27 protein-coding genes and 1 pseudogene are annotated in these 18,333 nt (G+C 60.8%); 9 read left to right on the top strand and 19 right to left on the bottom strand.

Annotated elements, in window-relative coordinates:
- Positions 1–12: 12 nt before the first annotated feature.
- The 4 genes from K3M67_RS20910 to K3M67_RS20895 form a co-directional block, all read right to left on the bottom strand.
- Positions 13–315 carry a hypothetical protein gene (locus tag K3M67_RS20910; RefSeq protein ID WP_285833295.1) on the bottom strand — a complete coding sequence of 101 codons (303 nt, stop codon included), beginning with the start codon at positions 313–315 and terminating at the stop codon, positions 13–15.
- A 62-nt stretch (positions 316–377) separates the two neighbouring features.
- Complete coding sequence (locus K3M67_RS20905; protein ID WP_285833294.1) at positions 378–962, bottom strand: hypothetical protein; 585 nt, start codon at positions 960–962, stop codon at positions 378–380.
- A 57-nt stretch (positions 963–1,019) separates the two neighbouring features.
- A complete protein-coding gene (locus tag K3M67_RS20900) occupies positions 1,020–2,192 on the bottom strand; it encodes a DUF932 domain-containing protein (RefSeq protein ID WP_285833293.1) in 1,173 nt (390 codons plus the stop codon).
- Positions 2,182–2,562: a sigma factor-like helix-turn-helix DNA-binding protein gene (locus tag K3M67_RS20895; protein WP_285833292.1), complete on the bottom strand. Its 381-nt coding sequence runs from the start codon at positions 2,560–2,562 to the stop codon at positions 2,182–2,184. Before K3M67_RS20895 ends, K3M67_RS20900 begins: the two co-directional genes overlap by 11 nt.
- A gap of 318 nt (positions 2,563–2,880) precedes the next feature.
- Here K3M67_RS20895 and K3M67_RS20890 point away from each other — a divergent pair, with 318 nt between their 5' ends.
- The 4 genes from K3M67_RS20890 (at position 2,881) to K3M67_RS20875 (ending at position 5,177) form a co-directional block, all read left to right on the top strand.
- On the top strand, positions 2,881–3,498 hold the full coding sequence (locus K3M67_RS20890) for a LuxR C-terminal-related transcriptional regulator (RefSeq protein ID WP_285833757.1): 618 nt from the start codon (positions 2,881–2,883) through the stop codon (positions 3,496–3,498).
- A 64-nt stretch (positions 3,499–3,562) separates the two neighbouring features.
- Positions 3,563–3,907, top strand: a complete 345-nt coding sequence (locus K3M67_RS20885) for a hypothetical protein (RefSeq protein ID WP_285833291.1) — start codon at positions 3,563–3,565, stop codon at positions 3,905–3,907.
- A 65-nt stretch (positions 3,908–3,972) separates the two neighbouring features.
- Positions 3,973–4,404 (top strand): hypothetical protein, encoded by a 432-nt coding sequence (locus K3M67_RS20880; protein WP_285833290.1) that lies wholly within the window; start codon positions 3,973–3,975, stop codon positions 4,402–4,404.
- Between the two features lie 350 nt (positions 4,405–4,754).
- A complete protein-coding gene (locus K3M67_RS20875) occupies positions 4,755–5,177 on the top strand; it encodes a helix-turn-helix domain-containing protein (protein WP_285833289.1) in 423 nt (140 codons plus the stop codon).
- On the opposite strand, the gene K3M67_RS20870 is transcribed toward K3M67_RS20875, so the two are convergent.
- Positions 5,099–5,575 carry a hypothetical protein gene (locus tag K3M67_RS20870; protein WP_285833288.1) on the bottom strand — a complete coding sequence of 159 codons (477 nt, stop codon included), beginning with the start codon at positions 5,573–5,575 and terminating at the stop codon, positions 5,099–5,101. The two genes, K3M67_RS20875 and K3M67_RS20870, sit on opposite strands and share 79 nt — an antisense overlap.
- 226 nt (positions 5,576–5,801) lie before the next feature.
- Between K3M67_RS20870 and K3M67_RS20865 the strand changes: the two genes are divergently transcribed.
- Both K3M67_RS20865 and K3M67_RS20860 read left to right on the top strand, forming a co-directional pair.
- On the top strand, positions 5,802–6,623 hold the full coding sequence (locus K3M67_RS20865) for a Ros/MucR family transcriptional regulator (protein ID WP_285833287.1): 822 nt from the start codon (positions 5,802–5,804) through the stop codon (positions 6,621–6,623).
- 140 nt (positions 6,624–6,763) lie between these two features.
- Positions 6,764–7,453 carry an alpha/beta hydrolase family protein gene (locus K3M67_RS20860; protein WP_285833286.1) on the top strand — a complete coding sequence of 230 codons (690 nt, stop codon included), beginning with the start codon at positions 6,764–6,766 and terminating at the stop codon, positions 7,451–7,453.
- A 145-nt stretch (positions 7,454–7,598) separates the two neighbouring features.
- Here the strand turns inward: K3M67_RS20860 and K3M67_RS20855 are convergent, their stop codons facing one another.
- From K3M67_RS20855 to K3M67_RS20815, 9 genes are all read right to left on the bottom strand, one after another.
- Positions 7,599–7,799: a hypothetical protein gene (locus K3M67_RS20855; RefSeq protein WP_285833756.1), complete on the bottom strand. Its 201-nt coding sequence runs from the start codon at positions 7,797–7,799 to the stop codon at positions 7,599–7,601.
- 158 nt (positions 7,800–7,957) lie between these two features.
- A complete protein-coding gene (locus K3M67_RS20850) occupies positions 7,958–8,503 on the bottom strand; it encodes a helix-turn-helix domain-containing protein (protein WP_285833285.1) in 546 nt (181 codons plus the stop codon).
- Positions 8,478–8,930 (bottom strand): hypothetical protein, encoded by a 453-nt coding sequence (locus K3M67_RS20845; RefSeq protein WP_285833284.1) that lies wholly within the window; start codon positions 8,928–8,930, stop codon positions 8,478–8,480. The genes K3M67_RS20850 and K3M67_RS20845 overlap by 26 nt, the downstream gene beginning before the upstream one ends.
- Before the next feature lie 42 nt (positions 8,931–8,972).
- On the bottom strand, positions 8,973–9,338 hold the full coding sequence (locus tag K3M67_RS20840) for a hypothetical protein (RefSeq protein WP_285833283.1): 366 nt from the start codon (positions 9,336–9,338) through the stop codon (positions 8,973–8,975).
- 67 nt (positions 9,339–9,405) lie between these two features.
- Positions 9,406–9,915 carry a helix-turn-helix domain-containing protein gene (locus tag K3M67_RS20835; RefSeq protein ID WP_285833282.1) on the bottom strand — a complete coding sequence of 170 codons (510 nt, stop codon included), beginning with the start codon at positions 9,913–9,915 and terminating at the stop codon, positions 9,406–9,408.
- A gap of 82 nt (positions 9,916–9,997) precedes the next feature.
- Positions 9,998–10,657 (bottom strand): S24 family peptidase, encoded by a 660-nt coding sequence (locus K3M67_RS20830; RefSeq protein ID WP_285833281.1) that lies wholly within the window; start codon positions 10,655–10,657, stop codon positions 9,998–10,000.
- A gap of 133 nt (positions 10,658–10,790) precedes the next feature.
- Positions 10,791–10,979, bottom strand: a complete 189-nt coding sequence (locus K3M67_RS20825; protein WP_285833280.1) for a DUF6961 family protein — start codon at positions 10,977–10,979, stop codon at positions 10,791–10,793.
- A 2-nt stretch (positions 10,980–10,981) separates the two neighbouring features.
- A complete protein-coding gene (locus tag K3M67_RS20820) occupies positions 10,982–11,140 on the bottom strand; it encodes a DUF5818 domain-containing protein (protein WP_285833755.1) in 159 nt (52 codons plus the stop codon).
- Positions 11,141–11,183: 43 nt separating this feature from the next.
- Positions 11,184–11,975, bottom strand: a complete 792-nt coding sequence (locus K3M67_RS20815; RefSeq protein ID WP_285833279.1) for a S1/P1 nuclease — start codon at positions 11,973–11,975, stop codon at positions 11,184–11,186.
- A 207-nt stretch (positions 11,976–12,182) separates the two neighbouring features.
- Between K3M67_RS20815 and K3M67_RS20810 the strand changes: the two are divergent.
- From K3M67_RS20810 to htpG, 3 genes and pseudogenes are all read left to right on the top strand, one after another.
- Positions 12,183–12,434 (top strand): annotated as a pseudogene (locus K3M67_RS20810) (D-amino-acid oxidase); the annotation flags it as partial.
- A 218-nt stretch (positions 12,435–12,652) separates the two neighbouring features.
- Positions 12,653–12,763 carry a hypothetical protein gene (locus K3M67_RS22015; protein ID WP_502958912.1) on the top strand — a complete coding sequence of 37 codons (111 nt, stop codon included), beginning with the start codon at positions 12,653–12,655 and terminating at the stop codon, positions 12,761–12,763.
- Positions 12,764–13,008: 245 nt separating this feature from the next.
- Complete coding sequence (htpG, locus tag K3M67_RS20805; protein ID WP_285833278.1) at positions 13,009–14,895, top strand: molecular chaperone HtpG; 1,887 nt, start codon at positions 13,009–13,011, stop codon at positions 14,893–14,895.
- A gap of 150 nt (positions 14,896–15,045) precedes the next feature.
- Here htpG and K3M67_RS20800 read toward each other — a convergent pair whose 3' ends face one another.
- From K3M67_RS20800 to K3M67_RS20780, 5 genes are all read right to left on the bottom strand, one after another.
- Positions 15,046–15,810: an HvfC/BufC N-terminal domain-containing protein gene (locus K3M67_RS20800; RefSeq protein ID WP_285833277.1), complete on the bottom strand. Its 765-nt coding sequence runs from the start codon at positions 15,808–15,810 to the stop codon at positions 15,046–15,048.
- Entirely contained in the window at positions 15,807–16,637 is an 831-nt protein-coding gene (gene bufB, locus K3M67_RS20795) for an MNIO family bufferin maturase (RefSeq protein WP_285833276.1), read from the bottom strand. The genes K3M67_RS20800 and bufB overlap by 4 nt, the downstream gene beginning before the upstream one ends.
- A gap of 61 nt (positions 16,638–16,698) precedes the next feature.
- Positions 16,699–16,968 carry a BufA2 family periplasmic bufferin-type metallophore gene (gene bufA2, locus K3M67_RS20790; protein WP_285833275.1) on the bottom strand — a complete coding sequence of 90 codons (270 nt, stop codon included), beginning with the start codon at positions 16,966–16,968 and terminating at the stop codon, positions 16,699–16,701.
- A gap of 129 nt (positions 16,969–17,097) precedes the next feature.
- The gene (locus tag K3M67_RS20785) at positions 17,098–17,739 is read right to left on the bottom strand and encodes a DUF1109 domain-containing protein (RefSeq protein WP_285833274.1); all 642 of its coding nucleotides are present in this window, start codon (positions 17,737–17,739) and stop codon (positions 17,098–17,100) included.
- A complete protein-coding gene (locus tag K3M67_RS20780) occupies positions 17,736–18,275 on the bottom strand; it encodes a sigma-70 family RNA polymerase sigma factor (RefSeq protein ID WP_285833273.1) in 540 nt (179 codons plus the stop codon). Before K3M67_RS20780 ends, K3M67_RS20785 begins: the two co-directional genes overlap by 4 nt.
- Positions 18,276–18,333: the final 58 nt, after the last annotated feature.

The following is an 18,333-nucleotide window of genomic DNA, read 5'->3' as shown; positions in this document are numbered from 1 at the left end:
CCTTTCCAACATTTAACAGTGGGTGGGGGCAGCCGCCGCGCCGATCAGGTAGCGCAGCTTCGCCCATGCGGCATCCTCGCCCGCCCGAACGCCCCGGTTGAGGCCTCGGGCGTAGAGCGGGAAGGCGATGGCGGCCATTTCGGGCGACGCCTCAGCGGGGATGAATTCGAGGAAATTCTCCGCGTCATCGCGCAGCTCCAGCATGCCGGTGTGCCCGGCAATGCGCGTGAGGGCCACACGGGCAGAGGAATTGAGCTCCGCGAGCCGTGCATTGAAGCGTGCGACGAGCGGATCGTCGGGAATGGTGATGGTCATGGGATCGCTCTTCAGGGGAGTGGGAACCAGCATTTTCGAAAGGGACCAATCGTCCGGCCATATCATCCGGGACCCGAATGGTCGGAGGCGAGCCATGCGGCGGCCGCATCGTCGACCGAATGGGTCAGGAACAGCCCGAAGCAAAATTGCTGGAAGGTGCTGTCGCTACGCAATTCGGGCGTATCGAGTTTAGCGGCGAGGTCGATTTCGAACTGCTCGGGCGGCGTGACCTGTTCGGCTGGAACCCAGGTCGCGAGATCATCGCTCTCGGCGCCACAGAGATCGCAGGTCGTGCAATCAAAGATGCTCGTCACCTCCCATTGCTGGCTGCCGACGTCCCATCGGATCGCGGCGTCCCGAACGATCGACTCCGACCCGCAACGGGCGCAGACCGGCTTCAGCTGGCCCGCGAGCGGCGCCGGGTCGGGATCGTGCGGGTCGGGCGCGATATATTCGACGGTGAAGCTCAGCTCGGGTATCCGCACATCATGATAGGTGCTGGCCTGCGCGGCGGCATGGACCGCGGCCGAGACATCGGCGCCGTCGGGCACTTCGACCTCCATGGTCTCGCTGGCATAGCATTCACCGGCGCTGAAATATTGGATGCACACCGCAAAAAGGCGCGGGGAAACGGGCGTGGTCGCCATGATCATTCTCCTGAAAAAATGTGGAAGGGTCCGGCACGAGCGACCGGCCGGACAAGATCAGCGGGCGCGTTCCATCAGCTTGCGCGCCTTGGATTCGAGGTCGAGGCGGCCATCCTGATGCGGACGGCTGCGGGCGACCGCCGTGATGCCCTGCACGAAATCATAGACCGAGGCGGGAGGATGCCCCTCTTCGGCAAGGACGGTCGCGATGATCTTCCCGGTTTCGGCCTTCGAGAAGCCCTCCTTGCGCAGGAAGGTCTCACGGTCCTCATCCTTGCGTGCGACGATCTTCGTGCGAGCGGCCGCAATGCCGTCGATGAAGGATCGGGGCGAACTCTGGGCAAAATGTTCGAGCGCCGGGGCTGCCTCATGCGCAAAGCGGTTGGCCGCGAATTTGGAGTGACGGATGTTGATTTCCTGGAAATTTTCTACGCCCCAGAGATTGCGATTCTGACACACCGCACGCAGGTAAAAGGTCGCTATTCCCAGGGACTTGGAGCCGACTTCCGAGTTCCAGGTGTAAAATCCGCGAAAGTAGAGATCCGGCTCGCCGTTGGGCAATCGGCCCGCTTCGATGGGGTGGAGATCGTCGACGAGAAAGAGGAAGACGTCCGATGCGTAGAGGGTCGTCGTGTCATGGGTGATGTCGACATGGGGATTATAGGTCATCGCGCCCCAATCGAGGACGCCGGGCACCTTCCAGCGCGTGTCGCCGGTGCCGTTGCCCGCGATTTTCATCACCGCCGCGACCAGTTCATGATCCCAGATCCGGCCATAGTCGGGGCCGGTGACCGCGCGCAGTTCGCTGCGGCCATCGCTCGTATGGAGCAGCTTCACATGTTCGCCAGAATGCGAGATCAGGCCATGCTGCAAATTGATACCGGCAAGCGCGGCGGGGAGTTGGCGCAGATAGGCTGCCGGCGCGCCGACGAGGCTGCAAAGTTGGCCAAAGGACCAGTTGGTTGGCGCGATGGGCGCGTCATCGCCCGGCATCATCAGCGACAGGCGCTCGGGTTCATCGCTGCGCGCTTCGACTCGGACATTGCGGCTTCCCACGATACGGGTGGTGGCGCGGTCGGCTCGGGTCCGAACGCTGTCGTACAGATCTCCGAGCGAGAGATAGCGCTCGTCCTGCGGGCGGCTGAACCATTCGGACGAGACACGGGACACATTCGTTCCGCGCGAGATATCCACGCGATACGGGCGGACAGGTCCGTGCTCACGGCACACGTCTTTCCTGACGCGTCGCGATCCGCCTGATCGCCTTCCGCAAATGACGCCTAACCTTCCAACGACTGATCCCGAATCGCCGCGAAATCTCCTTTGAAGGCATTTGATACTGGACCAGCAGGACCAATATGTGCCGCGTCAATAGCGCGATGCCGGCCAGCGCTGCAAAATCGATCGTCTCATGATCCGATGGCTCAAAATACACGCGCGGGACGCAGTCGGTCGCAAACCCGCTATCCGGACCGATTGGCATGCCATGGGCGGATTGCAGGCCTGCCGCCGAATCGATGCACGCGGGCTCGACCGGCACACCCTTGGACGCGCGAATATGGTCCCGCATATTTTCCAGAACATCATTGTCGCTTTCCACGCGGCAAGTTCGGAACATGCTGATCGCGGAGCGGAAGACGTGTGAAACCCATCTGATCATGGCGGCTTGTTCCCATTTCGAGAAGCGACGATGCCTTGCTCAAGGCAGATCGCCGCCCCCCCCCTCCCCTCCCGCCGACACATTTGCCCCCTGCCAAGTGGATCTGGACGCCTCGGACTTTGCGACCAACGTCTGGCTGGCGGCTGTTGCCTAAATGCAACCCTTTTGGACAGAGCTTCCCCGGGTGATTGATTTTGCGTGTCAATTTTATGACACTCGTTGCCTATCGCAACGGACTGGTCGCCTTGCTTGTCAAAGATGCTCCGGCGGCCGGCATGGCAGAAGGTCGCAGCTCTCGTGCCCGAACAGCAACTCCCGCCCGAACTGGAACCCTATCGGACAAAGCTTCCGCTGATTTCGGAGCGGCAGCGCGAATGCATGAGGCTGGTGGCCGAAAATTTCACATCCAAGAAGATCGGCAAGCTGCTCGGGATATCCGCCTGGAGCGTGGACAAGCACATCATCAAGGCACGCAGGCACCTGGGAGACATGGACAGGTACGATGCGGCACGGATCATCCGCGCCTATGAAGCCGTGCTTGCCGGGGCGCCCCCTCCCCCCCAGGATTTGGGTACCCAGTCGTTGGGTCTGTTGCCCTCGCCGAAAATTGTGCCCTCTGATCCGGTTGACAACGATGCGGAACAGCAAGCCACGCCGGATCGGGAGATGGCGCTATCGCAGGGTGAGACAACCCTGATGAACTTGATCCACACCCTGCTTGGACTTGTGCCCCTCCGCTCCAGCCGGAGACAGAGCAATGACCTGACCATCTACTATATCCTTATCGCCGTTGCGGTGGTGAGTTCCCTGGCCTTGTTCTCGGCCGGCTCAGCCGCATCGTTCCTGTCGGCGCTCGACAGTCTCGCCCGCCGCTAGACGACCTTCCTTAACCCCACCTTCAACAGACGCGCATTCCGCTGGACTGCGCGAAGGAGACCTTATGCCCAAACAACGCCATGTCATTGCGCATTCGGTTGCGCAGCGCCTCTTCGCCGCCGAAGAGGCCCTGGACATCGCCGCCGCCCGGATCGCGGAACTCAACGCCGCACTTCCTCTTGCCCGGCTCGAAGGCAAGCTTGCCGCGTCAATTGGTCAGGATGCCTTTCGATCCTCGGCTGCGGCGGTGGTTCTTGTGGCCCAGACCCGCGAAGAGATCGTTGCCACCCACGCACGGCTCAAGGAGGCAAGCGATGACATCGGACTGGGCGAACAGGCCTATGGCGACGTGTTCAAGGTAGCGGGGCAAGCTCAGCCGGCGGCGGACCGACATTTGCGGGCGGCGTAATCGGCCAGCGCCAAGTCATTGACTATCCGCAACACTTTTCGTCTCATTGGATGATGACCAGGCAAATGATCTTTGTATGCCTTCTGATCGTCAGTTCGCTTTATGCCTTTGCACGGGGTGGTCGCCCCGAACAGATCGCGGCGGCCACCCTTGCGCTCGGGGTTCTTTCGAGCATCGCCTTCGTCCGGCCGGGAAGCGTTCGGTTCCATTATCTTGAGGCCGGAATATTGGGCGTGGACTTAGCGATGCTGGGCATATTTCTCGCCCTATCGCTCCGAAGCACGCGGTTCTGGCCGCTCTGGATCTCGGGAATGTTGCTTGCAGAAGTGATCATTCATCTGACGCGCGCGATCGTTCCTGACATTGTCCCGGCAGCTTACGCCGAAGCTGCCGGCTTCTGGAGTTGGGTGGCGCAATCGATGTTGATCACCGCCACCTGGCGCCACCAGGAAAGGTTGCACCAACGCGGCTATGACGCTTCCTGGCGATCAAATTGACCGCGGCGGAATTCAACGTTCTGCCGTAAACACGCCAGCGCGTCAGAGGTAACGTTCGTAACCAAAGGTCGGCCCGAAGTTCCGATCAGGACGATATGACGGCACGCGCCCAACGGTCGTGGGCAAGGCCTCCAGGTCTTGCCGGGTGGCGGCCGCAAACACCGCGCCGCGTCAGGATCGCAGTGCGTGTCGTCACCAACAGGCCAAACGCGGAATTTGATCCCGGGAGGCTCCGGAGAAACCCGAGGATTCGCAAGCGAGCCTTATCCACCGGCGCAGGACTGACCTGACAACAAAATCGCCGGGTCAACCGCCGCCCATTTCGGTTCATCAAAAACGGAGTGAGCCCGATGCAGGGAATGCCGCTACTACGCGTCGACATATGTAGAAAGCTGATAGCGTCACGGAAGGTCGTGGGTGACTGCCTGGGCTACGCTCTGTGTCCGAACCCGATCTGGGACATGATGCTTGAGCTTTTTCTCGCCGCGCAGGAAGGGCGCCCCTCTTATCTCTTGTCGCTCTGCATGTTCGCCAATGTCCCCCTCTCGACAGCGCTGCGGAAAGTGGAAACAATGGAAATGAGCGGGATCATCGTGAGGGAAGCGGCGATGCGCAATCGGCGCCGGGTCGAGGTTCGGTTTACGACCCACGGGCTGGAAACTATCGAACGGGCACTCGACCGGCTTGCGCCCATCTACACGACCGCCCCCGATACGGTGCTGTTCGCCGAGAGGGTGCTTCCGTTTTGCGCCAGCATGGTGCGGCACAACTGAGTTTCACCGATCCGCCGAAGCTTACCGAAAGCCGCCATGATCTTCCGGGCGACATCCCCCTCGACCGGGCATAGGATCGCGGGCAAGGTTCGCGGGCCGCTATAGATCAGCCTGACCAGCGCATCGCGTTCGCCCGGTGTCAGTTGCTCGACGCCGGAAATGACGACCAGCCTCGCTTTGTCCTGCGTAAGAATACCATGTTGGCCGGGCGTCACGACTTGCTGCAAATGCAGGCGAATATATTGGATACCGAGGTCATCGGCGACCTCCTGGAGTTCAAGACCATGGTCTGTGCCGGGCGATGCCAGAATTATGACTGGCCGCGGCCTGTCAGTCTGCATTTCCCAGTTCCTTGCCAGACGCGATTTGAGGTCAGGTCGCGTATCGATCTCGGGCATGGGGTTCCTTGAAATGGATTGGGCCGCGTCCATGGAGGCCGCGGCGAGATGCGTCAAGCGCGGGCACTGCCGCCAAATGGCCCGATCCAGATCAGAGATTGAAGAAGCCTGACTGACTGCCGCACAATCCTATGTCGACTATCACGCACGACCATCAGGCAATATTTACATTTGATGCTTTAGCACGCAGGACAGGATCAATATTGACTTGCTATGGGATCGCGCAATGGCCGAAGAGAAACAGACTGACATCACCGCCCTCACCGTTCAGCTCTTGAGCGCCTATGTTTCGCGCAATATGGTCCCAAGCGAAGGCTTGGCAGATCTGATCAAGACGACCCGCGCCGCGCTTGTCGAAACGCCTACTGCGGTGATCGATGAAACCGCAAGTGCGACATTCATGCCGGCGGTGTCCGTTCGCAAGAGCCTGTCATCGCCCGACCATATATTGAGCCTCATTGACGGCAAGCCTTACAAGACGCTGAAGCGCCATCTTGCGTCTCACGATCTGACGCCCGAACAATATCGTGAACGCTACAAATTGCCCAAGGATTATCCGCTGGTGGCGGCAAGCTATTCCGATGCGCGGCGAGCCGTTGCCCAAAAGCTGGGTCTGGGCAAGAAAGCCGGTATGACGGCCGTTCCCGAGAAAAAGGCTGCGGTGGCAAGCCCCGATGTCGCGAAGGCCAGCAGCACCCCACCGACTGCTGTTCCGACCAAGGCTGACGGAGCCCCGACGAAAAGGACGGCCGGCAAGATAAAGGGAGACCCGGCAGTATCCGTTGAAGCAGCGCCCCAGCCGGCAGCCAAGCCTTCCGCACCTAAGAAGGATAAGCGGGCTCGCCTGTCGATTACCGGCCCCAAGGAATCGCAGGTCGTATCAGAAGCAAAATCCGCGGCCGCAGCCGCCAAATCCAAACCGGCCAGGAAGAAGCCTGCGGCTTCGCCCAAGGCCAAGCCGACATCGAAGCCAAAATTCTTGAAGGCAGCCCTGGCCGTGGCCGGCACTCACCTCGGCGGTGAGACTAAATCCGATCCTTCTGGCTGAGGCCCATCCGTAGGGGGCGGCAATCCGTCCCCTACCCTCCATAGCCTGGGGCTGCTCTGCCAGCAGAGACGCGACCGTTGCTCTCGGGACAGCCGTTCGGCTGCCTTGGGCCTACCGTCATCGCAGAAAATGAAAATCACATGATCGAAGGGCAGGACCGGATGGAGCCGCAGAACGTCACGATCGCAGTTGGGTCGGATACGGTGTCTGGCTTGATGCTGCGCCCTCCGGCAGCCAAGGCGCTCTATCTCTTTGCCCATGGGGCCGGCACGGGCATGATGCACAAGGCGATGGAGTCGAATGCGCAAGGCCTTGCAGCACGAGGCATTGCAACGCTCCGCTACCAATTTCTGTACATGGAAAAGGGTTCGAAACGTCCAGATGGACCCAGGCTCGCGCACGCTGTCGTGCGGGCGGCAGCAAAACGGGCACGTCAGTTGGCGCCCGATCTCCCCCTGTCCGCGGGCGGGCGATCCTTCGGGGGACGCATGACATCGCAGGCCCAGGCGGAACAGCCGCTGCCCCATGTCCGGGGTCTCGCTTTCCTGGGTTTTCCTCTTCACCCGGCCGGAAAGCCGGGCATGGATCGGGCCGAGCATCTCTCCCGGATCGAAATACCCATGCTTTTCATTTCAGGATCGCGCGATGCGCTCGCGGAGGCGGATTTGCTTCGCCCGGTCGTGTCTGGCTTGGGGAGCAGGGCCCGCCTCCATATCGTCGAACATGCCGATCACAGCTTCAACGTGGCAGTGAAGAGCGGCAGGACGGCGATGGGCGCCGAAGCCGAGGCGCTGGATGCGCTCGCCAGTGGGATTTCGTGCATCCTGTAACGGTAGGCAGTGAATGTCCCGGATATGCGACGCTGGCAATCGCCCTGTTTCCCGCAGCAAGGGGGCGGGTCGGTTCAATGCCTGGCGATACTCGGAAAATCGCCAGGCTGCAATGATGGATGAATGCCCAGTGTTATGCCAGGCCTTAGCCTTTTGGGGTTACCCAGACCTCCACTGGAGCGACGAATTTACCGGGCGCGGGCTTTCCGACATTCACCCGATCGGCGGTCACACGTTCACCGGTTTCGAGATGGAATGTGGCCCAGGGCTTTGGCATTCTGCCAAAAGTCATCTTCTGAATGGGTGGGCCAGTGGTCGAATTCATAATGGTAGCAGCGATACTCATGGCGGCCGCGTAGCTGGCCATGGGGCAGATCGTCTACGGGCAGGTCAGTTTTCCACAGTTTTCAAGGTCGATCCTTCCAAGGCACTCAGGTGTTGGTTTTGCGCACCCAACTCCGGCCGGTCCGCTGTGTCATTAGTTGGGTGCTGGTTATATTCCGCTCAGGCAAAGCCAGTACTCTCGTACCAGTTCGTCATCTTCTGCCGGGCGTCATCGCTCAGCCGCACGAAAAATCGTCTTCCATCACGCGCGTCAGCGGCGCGTATGATGATGCCCGCATCTGTGAGGGTTGCCAGATAGCGAAGTGCAGTTGTGGGCGGCGCACCGGATGCCATGCAGGCGCTGGAGATGGAAATCTGCTTGTGTTCGGCAGCTGCTATGTAGAGATCAATCATGATGTCCCATGCCGGATCGACAAACAGGTCTCCTCCAAAGAAATGCGTGCGCCGATTTCGCGCTTTCTGGAGTCTCCGGAAGAAATCGACCGGACCGTTAATGGCGGGGGGGGCAAGGGCTGTAGAACCGTTTCCGGCTGGCGCGCCGGGCGTGGCGGCTGCCAACCCGATCCAGTCCGGACCTATGTATTGCGCGAGTGGCGGAAGGTTGTCGCTGATCCATTTTTCGAACTGCGCGGTCAGGTTCTTTACCTGAGCCTTTCGCATTAGGGATGGCTGCGTTACATCATGTCGCAGATTCCAGTTTTCCACGTCGCATTCCTTCAACGGTCATGGCGCGATCATGCCGGCGATCAAGGAATATGCCGGTCACGATCACAGCAAGTGTCGGGATGGCCCATACGGTCGAGGCCAGGATGTGAAAGTTCAGCTTGAAGGCTGGCGAGAGCAGAATTGCAATCTGCGCACCCACCGAATTGACCTGGAAAGCAGCGATGATGATGGGCCAGCGTCGCCGGCTGGACAGGGCCAGCCCGATCTTCATCGCCAGGGAAACCAGATCCACGCCCAGGCTAGCCACCATCGTGAATGCGGGGTCGTTCGACGCATGTTGGAGAAAAAAGGAAACAGCGAAGAGAAACCCGATGATGGCGACAATTGCTCTCCCTTCGCGACCGCCATGAGACAGCGCGTAAAAGGCGGTTGCGAATAGCGCGATGGAGTAGCTGAGGGCGATCATTCCATTGGTGGGAAGCGATAATTCGCTCCCGCGTCAAGCCGGTCAGACTACAGCCTTAAGCTGGACCGGTGCCGCAGACGTGGCCGGTTCGCCATCGATTGTGTAGGGACAGCCTTCCCAGGCAACGGTCGTGCGCTGGCGGATCGAATGCGCCCGGCGATGAACCTTCAGAAACTGCTGACGCGAAAGGAGCAACGTTCCGATACAGTTTTTCAGGTCGTCGAACAGGGACTGACTGACATTGGGCTCGAGGCCAATTTCACCTGCGGTCTCGACCATATCCCCAGCCAGCCGGAGCGTATGCGCCATCGCAGCATCGATATGCGTGTAGGTTCCAAATACGCTTTCGGTCAGCGTCAGGAAGCGGTCGCGATCGAGAGGCAGCACTGATTCTTTCGTTTTGGGCATAAGAAATCTCCTTCGTGCAGGCACGATGCCGTGCACGTTTTCGGTGGGTGGCGATGTCGAGAAAGGTTCAGCTGGCCCTGTAATTCAGCCAGGCCGATACGGTTATGATGCAGGCGAGGACACCGGTCGTCGCCAGCGCCGTCCAGAGGATGGACCGGAACGTTTCAGCCTTGCTCAGGTCATGCGGCGGCCCTCCAATATGGTGCAGCAACCACGACCACACCTTGCTCCAGAGACCTGTCAGTTTGCCTGTGTTGTTTCTGTGCGGGTCAGGCACCGCCACCAGCTCTGGCTCCGGCGGCGATAGGTCCAAAGTGGCAGATTTTGGTGGGTCGGCAAGAGGCTCCGGTTGCAGGTGCAATTGCTGCACCATGGTTTCTTCCTTGGCGGCCAGGAGGCGCGCGGCTTCCCTGCGGTTCAGCGCGCCGAGCTTCTGCACAGCTGCCTGAATATAGTTGTCGATGACGCCCGACGTCGTCGCGAGCTGGAGTGCGATTTCCTTGGAAGTCAGGCCCTGATGGACGAAACGGAGGCAGCGCTTTTGTTGCTCAGTCAATTCCGACAGGCGCTGCGGCATGCGAAAGGCTCCCTCCAATTGCGAGGGAATTTTCCTATTTTCCTGCGCTCAATGCAATGGCGTGGCTGAAGCTGTGTGAACCTCAGAGGCGTCGCGCCGCCCAGACCACGCGACCGACGATGTGAATCAGGTCGGAATCAAGCTCGCTCCAGTCGGGATAAAGGGGGTTGTCGCTCCGGACCGAAAATCTGCCGCGCCGCGGACCAAGCGCGATGCGCTTGACCATCAGTGCTCCGTCCAGTCGCAGCACGTAGATGCCATCGCGTAGCCGGCCCGCCCCATCGGCATGGTCGACCATGATGTCGTCTCCATGATTGAGCGTCGGCATCATCGATTCGCCGTCTACCCGAATGATGGTCGCGTTCCTCGCGTCGATACCCAGCTGGTCAAGCCATCGGGCGTCAAACGTGACACGATCGGCAGGACGTCGGTCCTCGTCCAGTGTTCCATGGCCCGCCGAAGCGCCCAGAGACAGGCGGGCCACCGAGGCCGTTGCGACCTTGATGTCGGCCCCGGTCGCACGCGGCGATATTTCCCGACGTCCACCGAGTGTTTCTTCTGGAACGCCAAAATAATGGGCGAGGATCCTCCGGTCTTCCTCAGCCAGCCGGCGCGGCGTACCGCGCTTGATGAATTGCTGCACATAGGCAGAATTGCGGCCCAGTAGCCCGGAAACCCGCGCATAGGTATCGCCGCGCTCAGCGATCAGTCGATCCAGTATGTTTGCGACGTCTGTAGCCATAGGCTACCGTCACAAGAATGACGCGCGCGGTCAAGTTGGCCTTTTCGATCAGGAATATGCGAAAGATCCGGCACATATCCAACGGCTGCAACGGTCGGTGCAATGGAGGTATGCCGCGTCCCGCCGCGGCGCTTTACTGCATCGGGCCTGCGCGCAGGATATCATCCATATAGGCCGCAATCGCCTTCCAGACAGCGACGCCCATCTCGTCCCCCTCTGCTGCAAGCTCGCCGATCCGCTCTGCCACCTTCACAGGGGCCTGATCGCCGTGCCGCTTGATGAGCATGATTGCCGCTCCGAGCATCACCTGGTCGTCGGTCATCTTCATACTGGCCTGATGATTTCGACGTCCAGCATATCGAACTCCGATCGGCGCCCTTCCACGCGCACCCGATTGCCAAGGAGGTGGCGATACCGGCTGGACATATCCAGCCGCCACTCCCCTCCATCGTCCACGCGCAGGACGGGGCTGGCGCCCCGCATGAGAAGCACACCGGTCAGATCATGGCGTGTTCCCCTGGGCATCCTATTTCTGCTTTCCCGATTGCCCAGCTATCGAAGGGCGGTCAAACACCCAGTTGAGATAGGCCGCGATCCTGACGCCACTGCGCTTCAGGCGATCGTCCAGTTCTTCGCGATGCTGATAGGCATAGTCCCACGAGATGTCTGGATCGGCGGGATAGATAGCCTTACGCAGCGCGATGCTCTCGCTTACCCAGATTGACGGGTTCGGATTGCTCCAGCCGATGATCTGCGCGGGCAAAATGGATCGGGATAGCCAGCCAGCATATTCGGAATAGGACAGGGACCGTTGCTCGATCATGGCTGAGTCCCACACCGAATGGAGGTTTGTGGGACGACCGAACCATTTCACCGTGACATCGTTGCCGCCCCGGTCTGTGCCCCCACCAGCGTGGAGGGGTTGGTGGAGATCACCGATGATGTGGACGATGAACCTGAGCGCAAGACGCTTCTCTTCCACTGTCGTTTTGGGATCGCGCAGCTTTGAGGTGAATTGCGATAGCGCTGTCATTGCATCACCGCCGGCTGGAGCATCGGATGGCTGGTAATCATCCCCTTCCTTGACGGTCACGTAATGCCACTGGCCTGCTATTTTCTGCCAGAAGTCCGCTTTATCGGACTTCATGTCGTCCGGCCAGGTAGCAGCCTCTGCCAGATCCTGCGTACCGAGGAGAATGCGGACATTGGCACGGGCGGCACCGCTCAGATTTTCATCCGCGATGGCCCCGGTGATGCGGTGACCAACGGGTCCCCAGGCATATGCCGGCGATGAAAGGGCGATCACTGCGGCGAACATGACTGGTCTATGCATCCTGTTCCATTGCCCAATTTTCTCAAGAAAAGGAAGCGGCGAGCGCTACGGGGACGATTGCTCGGGCAGCAGATGCCCTTCAATCTGTACGGAACCTAAAACGATCCAGTTGGACCGCGCACCGCTGATCTGCAGACATTACGCCATTGTGTGGTACTGCGATGCTGACCCCAGTTTTGGGGGTGATAGGCGATCGAAATTGATCACGTCCGGGGCGCCCATGTCGATTGCACGTCTGATGCCGTCCCCGTCATCTCACCGATCGGCCCCGTCGACGGCCCGTTTCTTGCGGCGGGCTGTTCCGGCCACGGCTTCGGGCTCGGGCCGGGTACCGGTCATCTTGCCAGTCAGTTGATCGCTCAGGAAGCGCCCGCCGTCGATACAGCCCACTTCCGGTTCAGCCGGCTTGTCGACGGTTCCAAAATTAAAGTCGGCTCACTTTAGGCGCGCTTGAGTGTGGGGAATTGATGAATCTACGAAACCGATCCTTATCGCCCGTTCAACCTGAAATTTTTGCCAATCAGCTGCGGTCTGTCCGGTTTTTTCTGCGTTGCCCTCCAAGAGATGGCGCAACGCGGCCGATGGCGATTTGGGAAGCCCCGGGCGCGCGCCATGGTCTGAACAAGGAGACGGGATATCTGATTTGAACGGACAGCGCAGGCGTGGCCGACATCGTGACTTCGACTTTATGGACCACTATGGCGGATCGCTTTTCCGTCATCGCCAACACCTTTGACGAGGGAGCGCCGCACATCGCGTCCATTGCAAAATAATCCTGCCCTGGCGCAACTGAACAGCGCGTCCATCACGGAATATCGCGATGCCTATCGTGGCGGTGAGATCGATAAATCCCTGCGCATGGTTGCCGTGGAACAAAGGCAGCGAGGAAATGCTGGCAGGTACCGCTTTAACAGACAGGACCAAGAAGAGCGGTGCTTTTAAGCCCACCTCTTGAATGGAAATCGCATTCGATCCATCTGACCGTCGCACAGTCTGCCATATGAGAGAGCGAAAATCCATGACGACCGACACCGTGAGCGCCCCTGAAACTCATGCCTTCGAGGCGGATGTTTCAAAGTTGCTGCACATGATGGTCCACTCGGTCTATTCCGACAAGGACGTATTCCTGCGCGAGTTGATCTCCAACGCGGCCGACGCCTGCGAGAAGCTGCGCTATGAGGCAATTTCCGATCCGGCCCTGTTCGGCGACGATCCGCAGCCGCGCATCACGCTGACGCTTGACAGAGAAGCCGCGACAATCGTCGTCGAGGACAATGGTATCGGCATGAGCGCTGCCGACATGGGGGAGACGCTGGGCACGATCGCGCGTTCGGGGACCAAGGCCTTCATGGACAGGCTGACCGCTGACAAGAATGGCGAGGGCCAGCAGTTGATCGGCCAGTTCGGCGTCGGCTTCTATTCCGCGTTCATGGTGGCGGGGAATGTCGATGTCGTGTCGCGGCGTGCGGGAACGGATCAGGCCGCCAGCTGGTCGTCGGATGGCCTGGGAACATATACGATCGCGCCAGTCGACACCGCAGAGGCGCCAGCGCGCGGCACGCGGGTGACCCTGCATCTGCTGGATGATGCAAAGACCTATGCCGAGCGTTACACGGTCGAGCGGATCGTGAAGGCGCAGTCAGGCCATGTCCCCGTGCCTATCTTCATCAAGGAGATGGGCAGCGAGGAGCAAGAGCGCCAGGTCGCTGATGGGGCGGCACTTTGGACCAAGGCGAAGTCGGATATCAGCGAAGGGGATTATGCCGACTTCTACCGCAGCGTCGCGGGCCAATTCGACAAGCCCGCATTGACGCTCCACTATCGCGCGGAGGGGCGGCACGAATATTCTGTTCTGACCTTCATTCCGGAAACCAAGCCGTTCGACCTGTTCGATCCCGACCGCAAGGGTCGGATCAAGCTCTATGTCCGCCGCGTCTTCATCACCGACGAGGCGGAAATTCTGCCTCGCTACCTGCGCTTCGTGCGGGGTCTTGTGGACTCCGCCGACCTGCCGCTCAACATGTCGCGCGAAATGATCCAGGACAGCCCAGTCTTGTCCGCGATTCAGAAGGGCGTGAGCAACCGCATCCTGTCGGAACTGGACAAGATCGCAACCAGCGATCCTGACCGCTATGGCGCGATCTGGGAGAATTTCGGGGCGGTGCTCAAGGAAGGCCTCTATGAGGATTTCGAGCGGCGCGCACAGTTGTTGGACCTTGCCCGGTTCAAGACCAGCACGTCGAACGGCGAGTGGCGCTCGCTCAAGGACTATGCGGCCTCCCTCAAGGACAACCAGACTGCGATCTATTATGTGACCGGGACCGATCTCGATCGGATCTTCCAATCGCCGCAGCTCGAGGGTTTCAAGGCGCGTGGGATTGAGGTTCTGTTGCTCCCCGACCAGGTTGACAGCTTCTGGACGACCGTTGGTGTGGATTATGACGGCAAGCCCTTCAAGTCGGTAACCCAGGGTGCGACCGACCTTAGCCTGATCCCGCTGGCTGAGGGCAGCGCAGCGACGGATGCCCCGAACGAGGATGTGAGCAGCTTCATCAGCTTTGCCAAGGAAGCTTTGGCCGACCAGGTGTCCGACGTCCGGGTGTCCGACCGGTTGACGACCAGCGCCGTCTGCATCGTCGCGTCGGAAAGCGCGATGGACCTTCAGCTTGAGCGGATGCTGGCAGCGGCGGGGCAGGCACCCAATCGGGCAAAGCCTGTGCTGGAAATCAATGCCGGCCATGCGCTAATCGCCAAGCTCGGCCAGACCGTGGCCAGCGACAAAGAGCGGAGCGACCTCGCCTTCCTGCTGCTCGATGAAGCGCGCATCGCCGAAGGTCAGCCACCCGCCGATCCTCGCGCCTTTGCAGAACGGCTGGAGCGGCTGATGGCGAAATCGCTGAACTGACGCATCATGTCCGACAGCGAGGTTGGCACTTGTCCAAGCCCAGGTCGTGAAAAGCTCGGTCGCTGGCCGGAACAAGGGTGCCGATTGTTTTGGCCAGTCAATGGAAACGGTCGGCACCGGACCTCACTTCACAGCTGACTATAAGCAAGGCTACGCTGCTTCCTCGCGGCCGTCTATGGCGACAACCATTTGATCGGAAAGCCATACGCCCAGCCATCGTCCGACAAGCCTCATGCCTGCTTCTTCTCCGAGCAACGTTGCAACGTCGCGGCACAACGCGCCAAATACCATGCCGCAGCGCATGTTGAGCAGCGCCAGCAATTCGGTATCGTCGATAATCCTGATGCGGCATTGTTCGCCCTGGCGCCACAGGAGCGCGACGTCGGGCGTGCCCAGATATTGCGGCGCGGGCGGTTCCTTTTGATCAGCCAGCGCTGACCAAATGGCAAAGCCGTTGGTGTTGAGGTGCAGAAAGTCGATCGACGGGGCGAACGTCAGCACCGCGCGATCCCAATCGACATCGCCCAAACCCTCCACCCCAACAGCAGGGCTGTCGGCTGCAACGAACAGGTCTTCAAGCGCAAGCTCGATGCCAGCGATTTCCGCGATCTCGGGATCGGTAGCGTGAAGCTGTGCAAGCGTCGCCGGAAAATCGCGCGCATAGGCGTCAAGCGTCCAGCTGCTCGGCGGGACACTGTCGATATGGTGAACGGTTGCGTGAAGAAACATGCCCTCGCCGATCCACGCACGGGTTCGCGGAAAGCTGCTTTCCAGACAGGCGACAAGCTGGGTGCGGTAATTATTCTGATAGACGGCAAGGCCCGGCCCCGCCTCTGCTCCGATGCGATCGGCAGCAGCCATGTCTTCTCGCACCAGCCAGTCCCGCATGTCGCGCTGAAACGCCAGCAGGCTCATGCCGCTTCCTCCATGGTTCCCGCGGCGATCCGCCGTGCGGTGGACAATTCGGCCAGCAGGTCGACCAGCGGCGGGATGGCGTCGTCGCGCTCGATCATCGTCGCGACCGGCCCGAGCTTCGGCAGGACATGCGCAAAGAGCTGCCACACGGACGAAGGCACCGGCTGGTCGTGCGTGTCGATCAGCAGATGGTCGCCCTGGCTGTGCCCGGCGAGATGAATCTGGCGCACGTGGCGATGGGGCACGGCGTCGAGATAGGCAACAGGGTCGAAGCAATGGTTGCAGGCGCTGACGAACACATTGTTAACGTCGAGCAGCAGGCCGCAGCCCGTCCGCGCGCACAGCGCGTCGATAAACTGCCATTCGGTCATGTCCGCCGGAGCGAAATCGATATAGGTCGACGGGTTTTCGATCAGCATCGCACGGCCCAGCGCATTCTGCGCGCGGTCGATGTTCGCGCTGACGATGTCCAGTGCTTCCTGCGTGTAAGGCAATGGCAGCAGATCGTGGGAACTGAACCCTTCGATCCGCGACCAGCTGAGATGATCCGACACGAACAGCGGCTCGATGTCGTCCACCAGCGCGCGAAGCCGGGCAAGATAGGCCCGATCGAGGCCGTCGGCCGAGCCGATGGACATGGACACGCCATGCAGGGCGACGGGGTAGCGGGCGCGGATATCGCGCAGGATGCGCCGCGGCCGACCGCCCTCGACCATGAAATTCTCCGAGATCACCTCAAGAAAATCGACCGCGACGTGATGGTCCAAAAAGCCGGCATAATGTTCTTTGCGCAGGCCAAGTCCGAAACCGGGAAAGGACGGGATCATGGGCATACTCCCTGCTCATGAGGACTGCCCGGCGCGAATGGTCGCGCCGGGCATGGGAACGTCATTTCGGCTCGGTGAGGCTGCCTCCGGCCGCCTTGCACGCCTTGACGGTCATGGCCTTGAAACCATGCCCCTTGCAGACATTCTGCCCCTTGCACTCGTTGCTGGCGGTCTTGCAGTCGGACGTGCCCTTGCAGCTGTTGACGCCGTAGCAACGGACGACCTTCGTATCCGCGCCGTCCTGCGCCACGGCCGGGGCCGCTGCTGCCGATACGATGGCGATGGCGGCGGCGGAAGCGGCCATGCCGATGCCGCTGTTATAGGTGAGCATGATGATCTCTCCGAAATATGTTGAGCCATATGGCCCCTGTCATTCGGTTCGGAGCGGCGCGCGGTTACAGGGGCGGCAGAAATTTACGCGGCCGGCGGAAACATCCCGCGAGACGCCGCGGATCGCGCCTCACCAGCGCAGCAGCCTCGGCCCGATCAGCATCCCGATCAGGGTCGCGAGCGATATCCCCAGCGAATACCAGGTCAGGACGAAGATCGCCGACACTTCGGGACAATGGATGCAGTAGACCGTCGCCGCGAAGGCTCCCGCCGACAGGCCGGCGGCCGCTCCGGCCGCGCGGAGCCGGGTCGGGGCGAGCCTGCGAAACGACCATAGCAGGCCGGCAAAGATTGGCGCCGACAGCGACAGCACCAGCCACGGGCAGCTCTTCCAGCTATGGCCGAGCCACATCGCCAGCCATTGCGACGAGGGCGTGCGCGCCAATTCCAGTAGGCCGACCGCCGCGAGAAGCAGGACGGGTATCGCAAGCGCCCACAGGCCCCGCAATCGACCGCTGTCTGGCCGCGCGAGCTGGGCCGTCATCATCAGCGCGGCGATCGAAAGGGAGAAGGTATAGCCCCATTTCACCCAGAAGGACGTGCCCTGCATGGCCGTGCCCAAATCCGGGCGGACGCCGATCGACGCCAGGATAAGAAGCGCAGATGCGATACCGCCAGCGACGATCCCGATGGCCAACCGCCACGCGACGCTGTTTCTGCCCACCGGGCGCGTATCACTGGCAAGCTGCCGGATCAGATCGTCGGTATTCATCGCATCGCCCCCTGCACCCGCGCCATCAGCGCCTTCAGCCCGCGATGCACCGACACCTTCACGTCGGATTCGCCTATGCCTTCCGCGCTTGCCGCTTCGGCGACGCTCAGCCCGTCCAGCCGGGTCGCGCGGATCATCCGCGCCTGTTTGGGCGGCAGATGCTCCAGCAGATCGTCGATGTCGAGCTTCGCGATGCTGCTTTCCTCAAATGCGTCGGCGACCAGAGGGTCTTCCAGATCGTCGATCGGCCGCAACCGGCCGACGCGGCGAAAATGGTCGATCATCTTGTACCGGGCGACCGCATAGAGCCAGGCGGTGAAGGCGCGCCCGCGGTCATAGGTCGCGCGGCGGGTATGAACGGCAATAAGGGTGTCCTGCACCATATCCTCGACATCGTCGTCGGCGCCGCGAACACGGCGCCGATAGAAACCCCGCAGCAGCGGAACAAGCAGGCGCAGCAATGCCGCATGGGCCGCGGCATCACCGTCCAGCCCATCGATCATCAACGCGCGCAGATGCTCCTCTGTGGTCTGCATTCAATCTCCTCGCCCGCATGTTCGGACCGGACCGGCCATCGGTTACATCATCGACGGA

The sequence above is a fragment of the Sphingobium sp. V4 genome (assembly GCF_029590555.1).
Classification (GTDB): Bacteria; Pseudomonadota; Alphaproteobacteria; order Sphingomonadales; family Sphingomonadaceae; genus Sphingobium.
Note: the sequence above shows the minus strand (reverse complement) of the source record. Positions and strands in the feature narration are given on the sequence as shown.